A 19873-nucleotide genomic window follows, 5' to 3' on the forward strand; every position below is an offset into this window, starting at 1 on the left:
GCTCTCGACTGCCGACCGAACCTTCCCGCTTCAAACCGCCTCCAACTTCGATGTTGGAGCGGGTTGCCGGGGTGATAAATTCAGAAAAACCGGTGCGATCCACTCCTCCGAGTGGGCGGTAAACGGTTTTGCGGGATTCGCGGGCTGTTTTTTTGGCGAAGAAAACGAGCGGGACTTGACGAGGGGCTGGGGCAGTCAGTACGCTTTGCGACAGACAAAACGACCTTCCGGGGGATTAGCTCAGTTGGGAGAGCGCCTGCATGGCATGCAGGAGGTCATCGGTTCAAGTCCGTTATCCTCCACTTCAAGCCACGTTACGATTTTCGTAACGTGGCTTTTTTATTGCACTTACCGAAATAACGCCTGTTTTGCCTTAAAACACGCCCCCGTTTTTGTTGCTACAACTGTTGCTACAAGGTACATTTTTGTTGCTACAAGCAACAATTCTGAACTGCTGCAGGAGTATTTAAATGAGCAGGCAGAGCAAGGGCAACTACCGGGACAAACACGGTCGCCAATCAGCCAGAGTAGGAACGAGAAGCGACAACCGAGTCTTCATGTTCAATCGCTCTTGGTCGTCCGCTGACGTTGACAGAGTGAAGCAACAACTCAAAGACGTGTTCGATTTCTGGGGGAAATGGAACGCCAGCAGCAACGCTGTTGCCGACAGCTTGCGGAAGGGCGTGAATCCTGTGCCGATCCCAACCCCTGTCTTGGAAGACCTTCCTGAATGGCTTTTGCAGGATCTTGTTCAACGCCAAAAAGTCTCGATTACGCCACTGAACGAATTTGGCTTTTCTGTAAGTCGTGTGCCATTGCCAGAGATTGAGTTGCCATATTGGGAAGCAACCCTACGGCGACATCTGCCGAGTATTAACTGGGCTTCACTTGGTCAAAGCGCTCCGCTTGAAGTGCTCAAGCGACTTAGAAGTGAGCAGATGGCAGTTCTGCAACAGTCGGCTGATACTGTGGCAAGCATTGACAGCCGACCGTCAACAACTGCAATTCCCGTTAAAGGCACATTGCAGCAGGCGTTGAAGGCATACGAGGCATATGTCCTGAAATCGCAGCCTACAAACTGGGACCGTCATGGAAAGATCAAACAACTCATTGAGAGGCACCCGGACATTCCGCTTGCAACATTGGACATTGAGCAGTGCAGAGTCTTGATTGACTACTGGTGTTCACGCCCAGAACGACAAGACAAGAAGGGCAGATACTCAGCAAAGCGAAGCAGGGAGCAACTCTATGAGCTTGACAATTTTTTTACTCACACTCACGTCTCCACTGATTTTGCTTGGAGAAAGCCTGAAGACTTCGACTTGCTCAATCGCAAAGTAGCCAAAGACAAATCGAAAGAATCTGTTTCAGTCATCACGCACAAGCTAGTTCCGGTTGCCGATCTCAAAAAGCTGATGACTCAAGGGAGCGTGATACAACGACTGATTGCGACATGGTGCATCAACTGTAGTCATGGTGCTGGCGAGATTGGGCGTGTTCAATGGGGCGATCTGTTTCTCAATCAGGATCACCCATGGAAATCTCAAGGCTTGCAGGTTGAACCTGGCGGTAATTGGGTGGGGTTTTTACGGAACAAGTCCAGTGTTGTTGGATGGTGGCAGTTGTGGCCAGAAACAATTCAACTTTTGGAACAATGGAAGCCAGAGGCAGAAGAGATCCTACAACGCAAAGTCAAAGACGATGACCGGCTGATCATCAATGGCAAGGGAAACTCCTTGTACAACGAGGATTCCAAGAACGGTCAAAGCAAATTTGCAGAACGATTCAACTACCACGTTGAAGTTACAGGCATTACGAGAATAACCCTCGGACGACTGCGGAAGCAATTGTCTGATTGGATTGCCACAAAGAAAGCTGATGCTGTTGTGTCATCGTTGGCTTTAGGTCATGGCAAGCCACACTCTGATGACAAGATCCTGTTTGCCCATTACTCCAACAAACCGTGGGTCAGACTGTTCGAGTATCAGCAAGAATTTCGGCATCAGTTCTTTGAGCAAAACTCTCCGAAACAAGTATCCGCAACTCGGAATTAATGAATACGATACATGGTTTGCGGCTGGTTGTCGCCCCGCCCATTCAAAGCCTAACCTAATCGGCGACCACACCATCTCACTCGCCGTGATCCGAACCTACCAACATCTTTTAAAAGAACGTGATGTCAAGCGACGAGCGTGACTCTGCCGCTGAATAGCGGCGTCGACATGCTGAGCTACCACAACCACGAATCATCTGCTTCCATCACAAAACCCATGAAGAAAGAACTGAACGAGATGGGGTACGACGTAGCGGCGTACATCCCAGTTCAATCCTAGCAGCGAATAGCTTTTTGAATGTCCTTCAACCTTCGGTCGAACTCAGCTTTCAGATCTGTGGCAAGCTCTTCAATGAGGCGGCCACTTTTCTGAATGGTTCTTGCCTTGGTGGACATGTCCTCGATTCGGTCTGACCAAGCGATCAGTGAATCCACCTGTTCCTCGATGAACTTCAAGTCAACCTCTTCGACCGAGTCTTTTCTCGCGGCTGCAACCGCCATGGTTCGGGCAATCTTGTAGGCGGCGTCGAAGTACGTCAGTGCTCGACCAGCTGCGAGATCATCGCGGTCCACAGTGCAATAGTAGTCTTCGCCGACTCGGCGGAAGTCGCCGACTTCATCGGGCTCATGGCCTTTGGCAAAAACGAAGATGCCGACTGAAGCACGCCTGTTGCGTTTGGCCTCCTGCAACTCGTCAATCGCGTCCTTGAACCTGACCGACTTCTCTTTTACTTCGACGACAATATTCTCGCCGGGAGGCCCAGTGGTTTCACCGAGCGTTGCCAGCAGATCACCCGTTTTGCATCCGTCGATAAATCCGGGCTTCCCTCTCACAAGGGCAGGTTCGTCATCGAGATTCAAACACTGATTCACGAAGAAATCATCGTAAAGTTCTTTCTCGAACCGGATACCTTTGACATGCCCCTTCTCGGATTCTTCCGCTGTACCGTCGATGTGCCCCAAGGCTCTGTTGATTTTCTCGAAGGAGGTCGAAAGTAAGGACTGCATTCTGTTCATTGCGGACCCATCCTCATCCAGCGAGAACTCCTTCAAAACATCATCCAGCTTGGCTTCAACCAATTCCTGTACGCGAGCTTCAAGGACTGCTATGACGCCTTGCTTGTTTTCCGGGTCTAGTGATTTTCCAAACGAGCTGTCAGGTCCAATCTGATTTCGGATGAGCTGAGACAGTCGCCCGTCTTCAGGATCGAAGAACCGTTGGAACGTACCGGCAAGTTTCCCTGACTCTCCGAAGAAGTCCTCGATGGACTTCGGGACAATCCCTTCGCCATCGGCAAAGTATCGCGTCAGATCGCCTTTCACGTCGCGTTGAAACGTCGTCAGGGAATCACGCATCTGCGATTCAAGGTCACCAAAGTGCGATTGGACAACCGTGATATCTAATGTGGGGCTCGCGGACTGAATGGCAATCACTCCTACCTTCAGCGCCTCAACTGCTTTCTCCGAGCGCGTATTTTCGTCGTCGAACTGCGCGAGGTAAGACAGGATGTTTCGGTCGGTAATGACAAGGTTTAGATCGAGATCCGAAATGACTTCGTTGGCGTCGAATTGAACTGACATGCTGTTACCCTATTCATTTGTTTGTGGCTTGATCATGAAAGGGAGCAAAGCAACGAGTGTGCCATATGTGCCTTGGAACAGTGACTTGAGACGCAACCTGTTGTTCCAAAAGGCTTTAACGCGACCTCGCAATTTTCACCGTTTACGATTGCCGCTCAAGAAGCACAATCGCTTTTGTGATGCAACAAGTCGGCGTATGGTCTTAGGGCAACTACGGAAGGTCTTTGAGCTTGCGGCAATCGGCGAAGTGACTCTCAGCTGCGAGGTCAGCTTTCAACAGACACCGGCGAATCGCTCCTCTGGCATCAACAGCATCAAATCCGGGATCAATCGTGAATGCTCTCAATCGAGCTTCAAATCCACGAGCATGGAAGATGGCTGGCTGACGATCTTCTTTAACAAACCGATAAACCGTGGCTGAAGTTGCCGCGTTCAGCGGGGCCTGAATATTCGATTCAAGCAGCGCATCAGCATCAGCTCCACTAATGAAGCCGTTGAGCGTGGTTGTGTTGCCCAGCGTGTAGACCTCGACACGTCGTGATGCAGGTTCCCCCGCAACACACCATTTATCCCAAATCGTGATAAAGAACTGCATTCCAGCAACGTACTTTGTTGTTCGCTTCGGAGACCCGATCATTCGGAAGTCGAAGAAACGAATGGTAGTTGCATATTTGACCGCTCTGCCCACAAACTCTTCGACTTCAGGCAGGGACAGCTCATCCAGCGGCTTGTGAATCTGCATTAGTCTGTTTCGCGACGCCTCGTAATTGCTCTGACTGGCATCAGCAAGAAGACAGACCTCAGCAGCAGCGCCAGTAGCAGCCTGCACTGCGGCAAGATTTGACGGCTGCGTGACCACTACGTCCGCTTGCAGGGCCACCGCCAATGCCGAACACTTTTCTGGAATGGTCACTGTCGGTTGCTGCTGCCAACGAGTTCGGTCGCAGGTCACAACAAACTTCTTGTGCTGCTTCTTGATTTCCGTAAGGAGCAATTGGATTCTTTGCCCCATATTGGTCGGTAACTTAGCCACCTCAAGAATTGCAGATCGGATGAGCTCCTGAGTTGGTTCGTCTAGCAGGACGCCATTGGAGACGATGCCTTTGAGGAACGCGATTGCTTCTCGCTTAGAAAGTTCATCAGTGATGCCCGCTGGTCCAAAACCAGTGGGGTCAGCTACCGCACTTACGATCATGGCATTCCCTACATCAATTCACGTAGACGTTCTGGGAAAAATCCACCCGGCCAGTCATCTATAAACTCGCCACTTTCATCGAGTCGCAATCGCTCGACTTGCGATCCTTTTGGACCACGGCGAACGTAGAGTATGGAGACATCAGAAGGGGATAGAATCTCTTCTCGAATCAATCGCTGCATTCTTAGCACCAGATGCTCGCTATGCGTTTCAACAATGAATCGATGACCACGCGGTTCCTGAATGGTTGCAGCAAGCAAGTCGCCAAGGTCTGCCTGCAACCGAGGGTGAATATGAACCTCCGGCTGCTCAATGGTGATGATCTGATTGTCACCAGCAAGGCTTTGGATAATCAAAGGCAAGATCTGACTAATACCAAAACCGACATCCGTTAACGCAACATCGACTTCGGTGCTACGCTGACGATCTACCAATCTAACTTCGTAAAGGTCGCGGGAATCTTCGCCTACTGGCTGCACCTTGATGTGATAACCGATCTCCAAACGGTCCATCCATTGATTCGCTTCCCGTACGACTTCCGGTCGGCGAAAAAGCAAGTCTGGTAGCTGATCTCCAGCGTAACCGACGTCATGTGGGCTCTTGCCAGCAAACGCGTATAATCGAGCAGGAGGTCTGCGGAATGGACCAAGTGGGTAGACGCTATCCAACATCCCCTCAAGCCGCCTGCCGGACTCGACAGCGTACGACATTAGGTCAAGGGTAAGTTCTCTCATTCTCAATCGAGATGGTCCGTAACGTCGGAAGGTCTCAAGTTCTGGCAATCCCGCTGTTTCACGATGTCGTAAAGGAAGCGGAATAAAGCCATCTAATGCAACCTTGGTTTGTGATTCCGCACGCATCATCCGTTTAACAAACTCCACTATGGAGAAGTTAGAGTCATAAAACTGAATGGCTTCATCAACTTGTAATGACCAAGTCTGTCGTTCACTATCGTCCACGTTGAAGATTGAAAGCTGTGTAGTGGAATCCTGGCTTTCCGATTGCAACTGCCGAAGCTCATCCGCAATCTTTTCCGACCTACGCTTGGTACGCTCGTAGATTTCCTGCCATAGCGACGGGTGGGGGCTAAGAAATACACATTGTGCAAATGTAGTCTCGTTCGTGGATTCTGGACGGTAGTTGCGAACAGGCAGTAGTCCATGGCTGAGCTTTTGCTGCTCTACGTCGGAGTAATCGATTGGTTCAAATGTTGCCACCAACTGAGCGAGTTCGGACGCATACAAAGAAATAGATTTGAGTTGAATCTCTTTACAATTAGATGGTCTATCGAACTCGATTTGAAAAGCAGTGTCGCCACGCATTCCATCTCGTGCCTCTCTTTGAAGACGTGAGCCCGAATCGATAAGGTCAACACGTATAGCAATGCGGCGATCAAGGTCATGATCGAAGACCATTTCCTTGAACCCACCTAGATCAACGATCCCTGAGTCTGCACGCGGAAGAACAACTGCTCCCGTATCCCGACCTTCACGAGATTGCTTGAGCAAATTCAACGCTTGAAGAATAGAGCTCTTTCCGGCACTGTTCTCGCCAAATATTAGCGTTATCGGTGCAAACTCGATGCGGCTGCGATCACCGAATGCCTTGAAATTTTCGAGTTCGATTGCTTTGAGCATTGTTAAACACCTTTTTCTGCCGATCAGTTCGGATTCTTGTCTTCAAGGCAATCTTTGATATCACCAAGATGCTTCCTGTTAAATTTCACCGTGGTATCTCTACCATCAAAACGGACCCCTACATCGCAGATCTCAAACTCGACAAGTTCCCCACCAATAATGCTGTCGAAAAGATCTTGCTGCAAATTCACGTCGTCATGCACATAGTCCTGATACAAATCTGCGCATACGGGGCAGAGAACTAGATTTAAGGCTGTAACTGCTTTCAACCTCTTGCCGCTAAAGTCGCCCCATTTGCGAGAGAACAAACTAATGACCTGCGCCGCTAGTTTTCCGTTCGACTTTATGAAGGGCATGGGGTCGAAGCAAATTTGGCAGAACAATGCTTCCTGTTCATCTTGGTACAATGCAAAAAGTGCTTCGCGATCGATTTCCGTTCTATAGGACAGAGCGACAGACCGAACCTTTTCCACGGAGTTTTTATGCGGAGCATCGGCCAATCGTTGACGAAGCTTTTTACCTCTGCGTTCGCGATTCGAATCACTCGAATCCGAGATTCTTGTACGATTGAATTCACGATTCTGCATCTGCCTAACTATGAGCTCAACCTCATCTCGATTCTTTAAGAGGAAGGGTGTCCATTGCTGAACGATTGCGAGTTCTTCAGTCGAGATACCTAATGCAGACGCAGCTTCTTTCGATTTAAGCGAGATTCCACCATCCAGTTTGGAAAGCAACTCATCATCCTTCGTCAAGGAGTCATGTAAACTGCTCACTTCACCAAGTTCTTTCGCGAAGACGAAACTTCCAGAGCTTGTGGGAATCCACGCTTTCTCTTGCAGTAGAACACCTGCTTCAGAAACTTCCACCTTCTCAGTTGTCGATGAAGCGGGAAACCCCTGCCTCGACGACTGTTGTACCTTTCCACAGATACGATTTGCGCTACCACGAAGCAAAATGTTCCATATGTATCTGCTACGTTCCAGAGTTGGATGACACAGCGCGAACTCTAAACCATCGAATGTCCATTCAGGGTTGAATCCATTCAGGCCACGAACATGCCAACCATGCCAATCACCACGATAAAATTCACGTCCAATTTCGCGAGGCTTGCCGCTCGCGACACCAATTGCAGTAAAAAACTTCTTGAGTTTCGAACTGGTATCCGCCGCGAGCCCATCGTATTTGTGAGAAACAAACCAAGTGTCTGGGTTGCCATCAAAGTACGTCAAGAGTCCTAGCGATTTAATGTAAGCATCGCTTGCAGATTTGAATTGGCACTTCCCATCTTTTGCATTGTTACAAAGGAGGCAGGCCGCTCTTCTAATCGCCGATTTATACCTATCACCGGTCTCCGGATTCTCAAATACTTTAGCCATTAGCAGGAGATCGCTAACGTTCTCTTCAAACGTAACATTTGCCTCCCTCTGAGAATATTTGGGGATAACAAGCAATTCGACCTGAGATGCAAGATCAAAGTCGTTGATTCCAATGAGACGTAAGTATTGTTTCGCCTCTTCATTCGCGGCAATTGCTTTTTTTACTATCTTCAGGTTTTGAGTGAACTTGCCACTTGCAGATAGATAAATGCGCTGCCTCTTTGGCTGGACATGTGCATTATCTTCAAGCCTTATGATCGGATACTGCTCCACAGCGTAAAATGCTTCGTGAGAGCGATTTAGTTTTGATAGGCGGGAATACAATTGGATGAACCAATCATCGGGTTGCTTGCTGAGCCAACTCATGGACACAGCTTCGTCCATGTGTTCGGCAGCTTCTTGCAACTCCGCATAGGACCACTCATCAATGTCCAAGCTGCTTAGAAAACGATCTTCGCGAGAGTTTTGCTGATTTGGCTGCGCGGACCAGCGAAGATACTGAAACTCAGAAAGCGCAGCGAGATCTTGGTCGCCAAGTCGAGTAACAATGTCTCTTGGCCCTTTCCGGAGGACAACAGCCCGCTTGTGCTTACCGCATTTTGTCGGTGTAAGAGCACAGGTCTGAAACTCATGAACCAAACGACGACGAATTGGTTCATAGAAATCGCTTAGTTCATCGGATGGTAGAGGAAGTAGGCTTAGAAATGAGACTGTAAGCAAGCCCGCGTCTCGTATTTGGTGCATAGCTTGTGCAAGTAAATCAGCTAACGCATCGCGCAGTTCTTCATTAACATTGCAATCGCGAACGCTGTCCCGCGCTACGGTTGAAGCAAAAGGGGCGTGCATGTGAAAGTGTAGTTTCGAGGTTTCCTTTACCGCTGGGAAATAGATACTTACGTTTCCGGAACGAACAGGAACTATCTTCCATTGATGTGTGTCGGCATCTTTAATCAACGATTGCTGTTTTCGAATGTCCGACTCAGATTCCTCGAGCTGAAACGCGAAAGAGATCCTACAGCTTTTCGGTTCGCTTTGATTCTCGTTGTCCACAATGACACGTTCACCATCGAATCTAAGCCAAAAAGTGCTTTCACATTTCATTTCCTTAGGATCACTGTCTGCTGACGAGTCCTGCGGTTCGCTCTCGCCCGTTTTAACAGTACGCAATTTCGCAAGTCGCTGTTTGGGTGAGTGCTCAAGTTGTGGCAGCGTCGATTCAATTCGAAGAATGCCCTCTCGCAATGCAGATCGTTCAATACTACCGCGCCTGCCGTCAGGCAATGCGAATTTAAGGCACTTGATGTATGAGAGGAAAAGAAGAGTTGTGTTTTGAAGGTCGCACAGCCCACGTTGTATTTCCTGAACTGCTGCGGTGGGCGCTTTCTTTGGATGGTTGAACGGGAAGACGAAGACAGTTTTTCCATCGCATCCAACCGGAATTACGTTATCAGTATCCGGTACCACAAGGTCTCTAATACTAAAATGCACCGAGCCGGAGTGAACCTCAGGTGTTTCTGTGTAGGCAAAGACCGCTTTGAAACCGACGCCGAACTTGCCAATTGAAGTTGGGTCGTTCCGTTTCGTGCTCGCTCCAATGCTTGTTATCGAATCGACGTCGGCGAAACTGAATACTCGCTTCCCGTTGTGTTCGAACTGTAGGCGATCATTGAATAACTTAAACTCGACTGTGGTTGCGCGTGCGTCTTCTGCATTTTGTAGCAGCTCATAAATAAAATGGGCGTTCTCGGGATAAAGCTCAGTTAGGAGATTACGTATTCCTTCCCCAAATTTGTTTTCTTCGTTTGCATTTACCCACCGTTGACGCTTATCTGAAAGAGCGGCAATTTGGTTGAGTATGTTTGCCGAAACTGCTGGCTGTGGCATGCCTTACCCCCGCTTTATCTCGATGGTTCCAATCATGATGCGCTCCGTCGTGATGTCTGCTTGCTCCGAGCTTCTGGTTAGCTCTGCTGATCTTTCTTCGTATTCCCGGTTTGCACGGTCGATTTCTGATTGTCTCATTCGACGAATCTTTTCTTCCGTTGCTGTACGCAGGCGATCTTGCAACATCGCAATGCGACCGTCATGGCTTGCGTTCAGGCTTTGCAATTTAAATCGTGCCAAATCAATGATCTTGTTGCGATAACCATCCAGCTCACCTTTCCATAATTCGTAATGCCGCTTTTCCAACTCTTCAATGTCAGCATCATCGACAGATCGCTCAATGTCTTCTGCATCTACCGCCCGTTGAAGTAAGCTGAGCACCCGGCTGTCTACGCTCTCGTCTTTCGCGATGACTCGGATATCCAAGTCTCGCCGCAGTCCTATCAACTCCCACTGAAAGACGGCGAATGGATGAACGCCAACGGGAAGGTCAGGGTCTGTAACCGTTAGATGCACTTCCGCATTATCCACGGCATCAAGGGCACCGGCAGCTTGACGCACAAGTGGATGGACGGGAGTAACAAGCTGCGCGGACCTATTTTCGTTTGCGCATTTTCCATCGAAAGTGATTGCCAAATGCGGTTCGCTTCCCTTTAACCATTTTTCCCAATCTCGGATGGCATTGCTTCCCTTGCCCGAAAGTTGGCGAGCGTCATGCAATAACTGTTTACGAACGGCTTCGTTCGCTCGCATCGTTTTCATCGGGCTCTCACCAAGTATTGTCGCCGAGCCATCGAAGGTTGCAAGATAGTTCGAAATCAAGTTGCTCATGGCCGTCGGCTCTAGCCAAAAACTAGAAGCATCCTGAACCTCTTCCTCAAAATTTGGCTTCGCTGGCAACTCAATTCCGAATAGCTCTTGCTGTCGTGTTTCCAGCTTTTCCTCTTCCTGAATTTGACGAATCTCATTGTCTTCAAGTTGCTGTAAGCGTTCGCGGACTTCTTCTTCGGTTAACTCTGACTTAACCGCGATGTCTTGCAGCTTACTGGCGATCTTCCCGAGGATTTCTTCGCTTGCACCAATGGCCTCCTCAAAGACCCCAATTCGCATGAGGCAACGTTCGTAGATTTCTGCATCAACAGTGTCAGGGGTAATCATGTTGTAGATGCTGACGAAATCACTTTGTTGGCCGTTTCGGTCAATACGTCCTATTCGTTGTTCTACTCGCATTGGATTCCATGGCAGATCGTAATTGATCATGCAGTCGCAGAACTGATAGTCCAAACCTTCGCACCCGACCTCAGAAAACAAGACGGCATCAAGTGCCTCAGGATCATCTTTCGGTTTCTCGAATCGTGCTCGAACCTTTGTTCGTTCTTCGTCTGGTATTCCGCCATGCACAAGCCCAACTCGAATTCCAGCTTTCTTTAAGCCTTCGTACAAATAGGCCAATGTATGTCTGAACGAACTGAAGATCATCACTCGATGATTCTTGTACTTCTTGCCATCCTGTTTCTGTTGAACAAGCTCGACGGCCTTCTTTAGCTTGGGGTCATCCGGCACCAGACTCTTTGCCATAGCCACTACAGCTTTGATTTTCTCGGCAATTGTTTCCAACTCATCTGAATCAGGACTAAGCTCATCTACATCAACTTCTGAAAGTTCTTCTTCGCTGACATATCGAGAAAGGATGTCTTCGATGAATGGTGCCAACCCAAACAAACAACTTGCCGCTTGGCGACGGATGGTCGTCATCATGAATTTCACGTGCATTGATCCGTGCAGGTTAGCAAGAATCTCTGCCTGCACTTTCAGTAACGCATCGTGAAGAGCACGTTGTGGTGGAGTGAATTCAATAGAAACAGTGGTGGGAGTCCGTTTCGTGAAATTTCCAATATCTCTACGTCGCGTTCGGTTAATGATTCCGGCAAATGTGTGTAGTCCTTCAATTTGGCTTATCAAACGCACGCGATCATGGTCAGTGATCTTTGGCAATGCCAGGGTCTTCATGATTTCGTCAACTTCCGGGTTGTCAGCAAACATCGTTTGCCCCCAAGGCGTAGCCTGAGCCTTTTTTAGCTGCTCCTGTGCCGAGTTGTTCCAGCCCTTCGTTGTAGTCCGGGCGTGACTGGCTGCGGCATTAATCATCGGATTGGGTTCTGACATGTGATTGAAACTGTCACGATCAATCACTACATCCGGTCGAAGTAGATTCAACAGACTGTAAAGGTCATTGTTGCCTAGTTGCAACGGCGTGGCTGTGAGAAACACCGCTGCTTCGGCATTGTCACAGAAAAAACGGACGGCTTCGTGAGCATTGGTATCCGAGTTCGAAATGCGATGGGCTTCATCAACAATGACGAGATCGAACTTGGGTGCTGGATCGAGATCAATCAGGCATGGTTTGCCAGTCTTCTTGCCCTTTAGAGTACCGCTGATGATCTGCTCATTGAGAATCGAGTAAGGTACAATTCCGAATCGATGGTTCTCCGGCCACTCGCCATCGAGATCACATTCCGAAACGCAATGTCGCAACATCGCTCCATCGAAGTGTTCGAAAGTTTGATCGAATCGTTTCATCTCCGTTTGCCATTTTTTCTCTGTGATCAATGGTCTTGGGCAGATGATCAACACCGAATTGATATCCTGTCTGGCTTGCAACTCTCGCAGGATTAGACCGGCCTCGATGGTTTTCCCTACTCCAACACCATCTGCGATCAGTAGCCTTGGTCGATCCGCCCGAATGAATCGCAACACTGGTCGAAATTGGTAAGCGACGAAATCTATGCGTGCCGCATTCAACGAATAGAGCGTTGAAGTTCCCGGATGGTTTATATAGCGAGCAGTCAGCAAAGCGCGGCATTCACTGGCAGACAGCGTCTTCTTCGAACCAACACCGCTCTCGTCGGCGATCAATTGTGATGCAAAGAACGTCCGAGACTTACCATCAAGGAACACCGTGTATTGCACTTCCGGGCCAGAATCATTGATGTCAATTACGGCCCCGCACTTGTCAGGCTGGGACTGCAATCGAACAACTTGGCCGCGTTCAAAGTTGAGATATCGATTCATAAATGTATTCAGATTAAAAATTGCAATTATTGCGACCGGAAGTATCAGCTTAGTTCGCAGGCCAACCGGTCGAGCAAAGAGATGCAAAGCATCATCGTTGAAATTGCCACATCGAGCGTAACCGGGTCAATATAACCGTGCATCTTTCTATTCCGTAGGCAATGAATAGCATTTATCAACGCATACGTATCCATTGACACTGACTTTGTTCTACGTTGAACTCGCTCTTTGCTTCCAGTCAGTAATTCGAGGAGCCCACACTGGAGTGCTCTATCATCACGCGAGAGTGTAAGCAGCTCGCCCCGTTGTTTCTGCCCTAATAGCTGGGAAACGACTTTGTTCTGATGATGATTAGCATCTCGCCAGTATTCGAGAAGATCTTCCGAGACGATTCGATCTACACCGATTTCGTGATTCATAATCAAATCGAGTGCTTTGTCCTCAATGTCAGTCAGATTGATTAAGCAATCTCCCGGATTATCTGGGATTCCTAGCATAGCGTTGGAAACCCACCGGTGCAAGTCATTGTCAACTACAGGAATCTGTCCAAGACGAATCCGCAGTACGTCACCAATATTGGAACGGAAGTCATCTGGGGCTTTGAAGAGCCGGACAAGGCTACCCGAGTCACCGGATGTTCGGCTGAGATACTCACGCATCAAGTGGCAACTTGGCTTTAACTTGTTGCGATGCACGTTTGCAAAGCCACGAGCTTTCAACGCATCCGTGGTATTTGTGCCAATTGCTTGGGTTGTTGCTTCACCGTTTTGCACAAGTGTCCGATAGGCTTCCTGAACCTCCTGTGGACACTCATTCCAAATGGAATGCAACGACCGCCTGACTTCCTGAACCATGCCAGTAGCGGCTTCAACAACGCTGTCATTGTCGATCGGAGCCGAGTAATCACCAGCGGCTAGGCGATTCAACAGTTCAATTACCAACCTTGGATGCCCACCAGTCCAGTTGGTGACTTCCGTTTTGCCTCCACCGGTTAAGTTCAGGTTCGAAATTTCCAACAGTGCATCTCGATCGATCTCATCGAATGGCTTGACGTAGACTTCGTCGAAAATGTTCCAAAACTCGCTCGTGCTGGCTTGCTCATTACGAATCAACAGATCCAGCGGGGCTCTCGTGGCAGTCACGATCTTATGCTTCTTGCCGTCGATGATGCTTCGCATTTGGTCCCATAGATGGACAGACAAGTTTTCCTGCCCCAAAGGTTTGTCCAGCCCGTCCCACAACATCAACAGCGGTTCATTACCCTCATCCAGAAGGTCGGTGATCTCTTTGAGATGCGAAAACGATTCTTCCTTCAAATACTTCTGGTAGTCCGAATAGTCTTTGGGGTGACTCTGCATCACGTCGTGAATTTGCCTACACAGCCCGGAGATGAATTCTGCGTCGGTTGTTGGGCAAACATGACCAAGGTGCCAATGTACGACCAGTGAATATGGAGACTCATCGAGATCGACCGCTCGATCGGCAATCGCCTTCAAAAGAACTGTCTTGCCGATCCAACGAGGTCCGATTACTGACAAGTTGCTAGGTGTTGCCTTGGACAAAGCACCCCACACCTCGTCCATGAAGCCCACCCTCGCAAGCATCGGATGGATGCCATCACCACCAGTGGGAAAAACTGCGTCATTCATCTTCTGCGTCCTCCGTTTCCGCACTCTCTGCGCGTGCCTTGCTCATCAATCCCGTGTAATCCAGTGTGTCGATCCACAGGCCCATTAGTGGAACCGTAAGCGAATAGCTCTCGCCATCATTTGCGCCTGAAAAATCCAACAGCTCCAAATCCGTCAACCATTCCAAGTCAGCGGTTAGGTCTTCTTCGGGAACCTCAATGCCATGAGCACTGAGCTTCTCACGAATAACCTGCAAGCGGAGTGGGTCTGGTCCGTCCGCCTCTCGATGGCATAGCGCAAGAATGAATCGCCTTCGGTCCGTGCCTGCGTACTTGAATAAGTCGTTGAAGTGCCGATTCTTCAGCACCTCTTTTGCTGCGTCGTTAACATGGTCAGTCGTAATCGAACGAATGCCAGTTGACTTGGCGGTGCGGAAGATGCTTTCACACAAGCATTGCAACAAGTAAGGCTGTTGAGCTGCCAAGTGAATAGCGCGTGCAATGGCGTTCGGCGCGTAAACCAGTTGTCCCGCTACGGGTTTCGTAACAAGCGTCCGTGCGTCCTCTTTGGACAAGGATGTCACGTCGAATGGTGTGCCAAGGCCGTAGAGGGCGCTGAAATACTCTTCACGAATCCTTCGAAATCGCTTCATTGATGTGAGAATTGCCGTCAGACGTGATTCTGACTGAAGCAGGAATCGCAGATTCTCTGGAACCTGCGGCGAAGTGATGCCACTGTCGATGCCCTCCTGTAATTTGTCGAACTCGTCCAGCAGTAAGAGCAGCCGGAGATTGCGCGCTTCAAGCCAGTCCAAGAGCACTTCCATGTATTCACGGAAATAGGTGAAAGGAGCGTCATCCTTAATTGCCGCACGGACAGTATCCACGATGCCCGGCTTGCCGCGTTTCAGTTCCGAGCCGTCTGGTAAAAGCACTTCACCAACATTGCGCTGAATCGATTTGGCTGTTTCGATGGCGATGCCACGAAACACTTCGACGGTAGGTACACCCTTGGCTTTCTCTTCGCTGTCGCCTTCGGTTCCTTGAAAGCTGGTGTAGACACCAATCCAACCCGGTATCGATTCACAGCCTTCGAGATGCCACAGGATGGAGGACTTCCCAGCTCTTCGGTTCCCTTCCAGCAATGCGACATTGCCGCTGTCGCCGATTTGGTGCCGAATATCATCAAGTAGCTGGTCACGTCCAACAAATACATCTTCCCGGTCAACCTTGACAGGATTGCCCGTTATGTAGGGGCTTCGTTTCAACGGCTCGGTTGGAAGTTCATTTACTGTGCCTTGTTCGAGTTCGACTTTGCCGAACTCGATACCAAGTTCACGTTTATCCGCTGTTAAGTTTCCCGCGAGGTTTCGTGCGGTCCAATTCAGGGACCATTCGGGATCGCTCCATCGCAACGCAGTGACAGTGTCGTCTGAATGGGATTGATCACTTCCTTCGAATTCCAATTCAACGACGTTACCGGGTGAGAAGAACGTAATCTCCGCTGGTAGAACGGCGGTCATCGGAGGATTGAGGGTAAAGGACACATCGCGGAGTGGTACACGTCCTTTATTTTCAACCGTCAGCTGAAGCCTCAGCGTTCCGTCCTCGCCCTCAGTTGCATTCACAACGTTGGTAACGATCTGAAAATCTGCGATCAGATGTTTTGTGTACGAATCGATCATATTCAGAACACGCAAAGTCAACTGTTTAGCACGTTCCTGATTGGGGAGATTTCCCTCGATATAATGAGTTGACTGAAACAGTTTGACTTCGATTGATTGCAAGACGCTGATCAGCGCAGCCGGATCGGGAATCTTTGAAACGCCCTTCAACGGCTGTGCGGCCTCGCAAAAGTCCAGCGCCCATGGAACCAATGGGCTTTGCTCGCTAAGGCTTTCGACAGTGTCGCTTCCCGGCCCGACATCAAGCCAGCAAGCTAGGCAGTGAGTGGAAATGCCAGCAGAATAGTTCTCCGGGGCATTCAAGTAATTTGAGGTGTAATCCAAGTGATATGGATGCTTGCACTCCTTACAGACCCTCACAGGACACTCAGACCCCGCAACGTCCTCCAGCAACTCAAGCACCCTTCCACTAGCCAAATCACCTTCGTAGCCCTCCACGCTTCTCAGGCGGCTTGACACCCAGTCGTTAAGTTCCGAAGCCAATGACTGTGAATCGTCTTCGCTCAGCAATTCAGCAAGATACGTCAACGCATCAACACCAAACTGTCGATGCCGATCGGCGATTCGTTGCTGGATCTGCAGGGGAGGCAATGCCACTGGAAGATCTTTGATTGCGCGGACAGACAGATTCTTTGCGGCTGAACCGCGTGAACGATCCTCCATCCAAGCGTTGGCTTCCGAGCCTCGCAGGTATGCCAACAGATAATGCGGATCAATCGTTCCTTCCTTGACACGCAGGACAAAGAAGCCACTGGCTGCGATAGCACCGACTGCACCGTCACGCACGATTCCGACTTTACCAATTGTTCCCGACTTGGAAAGCAGGATGTCGCCTGCGCAAAGTCTCCATTTTTCGTCGATCGTAGAAGCTACGGCTGGAATCAACCAAGAAGATCCGCGTGTCGCCTGTCCCTTCTCTACATCCTTGATGCGAACATACGGAACCGGTGTATCGGCGAAGTCGAACGGACGCTGAGGGTTGATTTCCTCACGCTCTACATCTGGGAAAAGCGTTTGGCCGGAAGGTTCGTAGTTCGACTTCGGCGGCGACTGCATTAGATCATTGGCCCGAATGTTTCGTCCGGTTATGATTTCGCAGCACTCGCCCAACAGACGAAGTTCAGCTTCCTTTGGAATCGAATCGAGAATTCGTTCGAGACCGCTGCGGTTCCGCCGCTTGGGTGTCAAGTCATACTCGTTCTCTGCAATTTCAGAGATCGTTACGTCCCATGAGTGAAGATTGTCAGTCTTGGATGACTGAACTGCGTCAACAATTTCGCCATATTCCAAGAACGATCCTGCCGTTCGCTCATCGATTTCATGCTTGTCGAGGCTTGGCTTAACCATCCGCACACGCTCGGTTGAGCCACCCTTGCGGATCAGCAAGATGCACGTTTCGATCGAAGTGTGGGGGCTAAACGCTCCTTTGGGCATTGCGACGATGGCTTCGACACGATGCTCGTGCAAGAGCCACTTGCGAAGATGTTGCTCACGTCCACCACGAAACAAAAGGCTGGGTGGGACGACCATGACGCACCGTCCTCCAGGGCGCAGTTTTGAAAGCGAGTGTTGAAGAAACAGTGACGACGAGTCCTTGGTGTGAATCGGGTAGCGTTCCTCCTGACCGTGCAAGTCAATCTTCATGCCCCATGGAGGGTTCGCCAATACAACATCGATTCCTTTGGTCGCATGATAACGTTCTGGCTCCGCCAGACTGTTACCGTGCTCAAGATGTGAGTCACTGATGCCTGACAATCCAAGCCGTGTGACACCGATCATGAATGCGGTGGAGCTAATCTCCATACCTGCGATGTCCAACTGCTGCTGAATTTCGCCGAAAGTCGCACGATCGACTGGATGCGTGGTGCGTTTCTTTACACTCTCCAGTGCGGTAGTCAGCAAACCAGCGGAACCGAAACATGGGTCATAAACCGATTCGCCACATTGCGGATTCGCCATTTGAACCATCAGGTTCGCGATTTTAGTTGGTGTTAAAAATTCACCGGCAAATCGGTCGGTATTTTTCTTCAGAACTTCATCCAACATGTTACGAATAGCACGACGATCGGCTGGCGTCTCAAAAGGCTGATGAGCCAACCATTCAACCATCCTTCGTGCAAATTCGACTGAATGTTGTGAAAGTTGAACGATCGCATTCGCTGCGTGGCGAGCAGTATTGGCAATCATCCGATTCCGGGAGAGTGCAAAGTCCCCCACAATGTCCGGCAAGCGTCGAATTGTTTCCTCGAATCTGTACCGTGATTGATCGGACAGCTCCTGCCATTTAATTCGTGAAATTGACCGAGGCTGATAACTAGGATCTTCAAACGCAGCAACCGCTTCGCACTCCGCTTCTTCGAAATACGCCCAACGCAAAAAAACCAGTGCAGCGAACGCTACATTGAACTCGGCTGTTGTCATATTGCCGCGAATGCTACCAAGCATTAGCAAGGAATCCAGCTCAGATTTGGGAATGTGTTGTCTGCTCATTCGGTATCGCCTCCGCTGGAGACAACCGGTCCGTAAATCTTTTCTTTGATTGCTTCAAGGTCTGCGCGCAGTTTCTTTGGGCCACCATATTTTGATGTCAGTGTCTGGAAGCTGCCGAATTGACCGACGAATGGCGGGAGTTGGTAAGTGTTCCCGCGTTCCAGCGCATCGATGCCGTAGAGAGAATAGTGGTCGAGGGCGACCCGCCAGAATGCGAGCTTCCAAGAGCCAGCGTTTCCATCGCTCTCAAAAGAGTTTTCCTTCAGTTCCAATTTTTTTCGAAGCCACGTTCCTTCAAAACCCCAGAATTGTCTGACACGATCCTTACGAGTAGCAACGTCTTCCACTCCGAATCCAACTTTGGCCAGAACGTCAACATCATCAACCCCGTGCATCCCTAGCCGATGGGTCAGCGTCTCAATCAGAGTCTGACCTCCTAACTCCTCAATAAATCTTGAACGCTGATCCCGTGACGCCCAGATCTTAAGCAGATGCTGACGACTGTTCTTGGATAGATTACGAATTGACTGACCAAGTTCTCGAAGATCGTTTGGTTCAACCATCTCAGGTACATGATCCGAAGTGTCAACAATAACACTTCGCTCCGAGCGTTGGACGATCGCTCGGTCGTTCTCGGGAGCCCCCATCCAATCTGTGTCAAGAAAGCGAACGGAATCACAGTAATCGAAAACGGTGAAGTATCGCTTGCTGATTGCGTCACAAGGCAAAGCACCAAGGGCAACCAAACTGCTGAAAACTGCTGAGTTGGCAATCGGACGAGCCAACACGACGTTCGTTACATCAGGAATGCTGACTTTGGAAAGCAGGTCCACTGAAACCGCCACGCGAGGACTACCCTCGTGACCAATTTGAAACTGTTCGATCAGCGTTTGGCTATCGCGATGTGAAGCTGAGACATGTGCTGCAAACGAGGGGTCTCGTGATACCCGTTGCAACTCCGCTGCCATCATCTCCGCGTGACTGTTGTTCACGCAAAAGACGATTGACTTTCGTTGATTCTCGTCAAAGCGGCTCAATGCCTTCCACAAATCAGACGCAATTGTTCTCGTCTGCTCGGCTGTCACAATGCTCCGCTCTAACTGTTCGTCGAGCAGAAATTCACCGTCGGGGATTTCCAGAGTTGGCAAGCGGGATTCGAGCAGGAAAGGAAGCAAGTATCCGTCATTGATGGCTTGTGCCATGCTGTATGCGAACACAGGTTCACCGAAATACTCAAATGCCTTCAGATGAGGCGCATCCATCGTCCCCA

Annotated in this window: 9 protein-coding genes and 1 tRNA gene; 2 read left to right on the forward strand and 8 right to left on the reverse strand. The window is 49.7% G+C overall.

Annotated elements, in window-relative coordinates:
• Positions 1 to 229 precede the first annotated feature (229 nt).
• Positions 230 to 302: transfer RNA gene (locus tag ABD971_RS01045), tRNA-Ala, on the forward strand.
• A gap of 255 nt (positions 303 to 557) precedes the next feature.
• The gene (locus tag ABD971_RS01050) at positions 558 to 2054 is read left to right on the forward strand and encodes a hypothetical protein (RefSeq protein ID WP_345318569.1); all 1497 of its coding nucleotides are present in this window, start codon (positions 558 to 560) and stop codon (positions 2052 to 2054) included.
• 275 nt (positions 2055 to 2329) lie between these two features.
• Here ABD971_RS01050 and ABD971_RS01055 read toward each other — a convergent pair whose 3' ends face one another.
• From ABD971_RS01055 to ABD971_RS01090, 8 genes are all read right to left on the reverse strand, one after another.
• Positions 2330 to 3634, reverse strand: coding sequence for a hypothetical protein (locus ABD971_RS01055; RefSeq protein WP_345318571.1), 1305 nt, complete (start codon positions 3632 to 3634; stop codon positions 2330 to 2332).
• A gap of 211 nt (positions 3635 to 3845) precedes the next feature.
• Positions 3846 to 4829 carry a hypothetical protein gene (locus tag ABD971_RS01060; RefSeq protein ID WP_345318573.1) on the reverse strand — a complete coding sequence of 328 codons (984 nt, stop codon included), beginning with the start codon at positions 4827 to 4829 and terminating at the stop codon, positions 3846 to 3848.
• An 8-nt stretch (positions 4830 to 4837) separates the two neighbouring features.
• Positions 4838 to 6466, reverse strand: coding sequence for a DUF3696 domain-containing protein (locus ABD971_RS01065; RefSeq protein ID WP_345318575.1), 1629 nt, complete (start codon positions 6464 to 6466; stop codon positions 4838 to 4840).
• Between the two features lie 23 nt (positions 6467 to 6489).
• Entirely contained in the window at positions 6490 to 9729 is a 3240-nt protein-coding gene (locus tag ABD971_RS01070; RefSeq protein ID WP_345318577.1) for a sacsin N-terminal ATP-binding-like domain-containing protein, read from the reverse strand.
• Positions 9730 to 9732: 3 nt separating this feature from the next.
• On the reverse strand, positions 9733 to 12801 hold the full coding sequence (locus tag ABD971_RS01075; protein ID WP_345318579.1) for a DEAD/DEAH box helicase: 3069 nt from the start codon (positions 12799 to 12801) through the stop codon (positions 9733 to 9735).
• 44 nt (positions 12802 to 12845) lie between these two features.
• A complete protein-coding gene (locus ABD971_RS01080) occupies positions 12846 to 14450 on the reverse strand; it encodes an AAA-like domain-containing protein (protein WP_345318581.1) in 1605 nt (534 codons plus the stop codon).
• Complete coding sequence (locus tag ABD971_RS01085) at positions 14443 to 18603, reverse strand: N-6 DNA methylase (protein WP_345318583.1); 4161 nt, start codon at positions 18601 to 18603, stop codon at positions 14443 to 14445. The genes ABD971_RS01080 and ABD971_RS01085 overlap by 8 nt, the downstream gene beginning before the upstream one ends.
• Positions 18600 to 19865: a type I restriction-modification enzyme R subunit C-terminal domain-containing protein gene (locus tag ABD971_RS01090; RefSeq protein WP_345318585.1), complete on the reverse strand. Its 1266-nt coding sequence runs from the start codon at positions 19863 to 19865 to the stop codon at positions 18600 to 18602. Before ABD971_RS01090 ends, ABD971_RS01085 begins: the two co-directional genes overlap by 4 nt.
• Between the last annotated feature and the right edge of the window lie 8 nt (positions 19866 to 19873).

The sequence above is a fragment of the Novipirellula rosea genome, from assembly GCF_039541335.1.
GTDB classification, from domain to species: domain Bacteria; phylum Planctomycetota; class Planctomycetia; order Pirellulales; family Pirellulaceae; genus Novipirellula; species Novipirellula rosea.

What these genes read in the sequence shown, in the direction of transcription:
- ABD971_RS01075 (WP_345318579.1), bottom strand. Translation starts at nt 12,801, where the DNA reads ATGAATCGATATCTCAACTTTGAACGCGGCCAAGTTGTTCGATTGCAG.
- ABD971_RS01085 (WP_345318583.1), bottom strand. Translation starts at nt 18,603, where the DNA reads ATGAGCAGACAACACATTCCCAAATCTGAGCTGGATTCCTTGCTAATG.
- ABD971_RS01090 (WP_345318585.1), bottom strand. Translation starts at nt 19,865, where the DNA reads ATGGATGCGCCTCATCTGAAGGCATTTGAGTATTTCGGTGAACCTGTG.
- ABD971_RS01065 (WP_345318575.1), bottom strand. Translation starts at nt 6,466, where the DNA reads ATGCTCAAAGCAATCGAACTCGAAAATTTCAAGGCATTCGGTGATCGC.
- ABD971_RS01080 (WP_345318581.1), bottom strand. Translation starts at nt 14,450, where the DNA reads ATGAATGACGCAGTTTTTCCCACTGGTGGTGATGGCATCCATCCGATG.
- ABD971_RS01070 (WP_345318577.1), bottom strand. Translation starts at nt 9,729, where the DNA reads ATGCCACAGCCAGCAGTTTCGGCAAACATACTCAACCAAATTGCCGCT.
- ABD971_RS01050 (WP_345318569.1), top strand. Translation starts at nt 558, where the DNA reads ATGTTCAATCGCTCTTGGTCGTCCGCTGACGTTGACAGAGTGAAGCAA.
- ABD971_RS01060 (WP_345318573.1), bottom strand. Translation starts at nt 4,829, where the DNA reads ATGATCGTAAGTGCGGTAGCTGACCCCACTGGTTTTGGACCAGCGGGC.
- ABD971_RS01055 (WP_345318571.1), bottom strand. Translation starts at nt 3,634, where the DNA reads ATGTCAGTTCAATTCGACGCCAACGAAGTCATTTCGGATCTCGATCTA.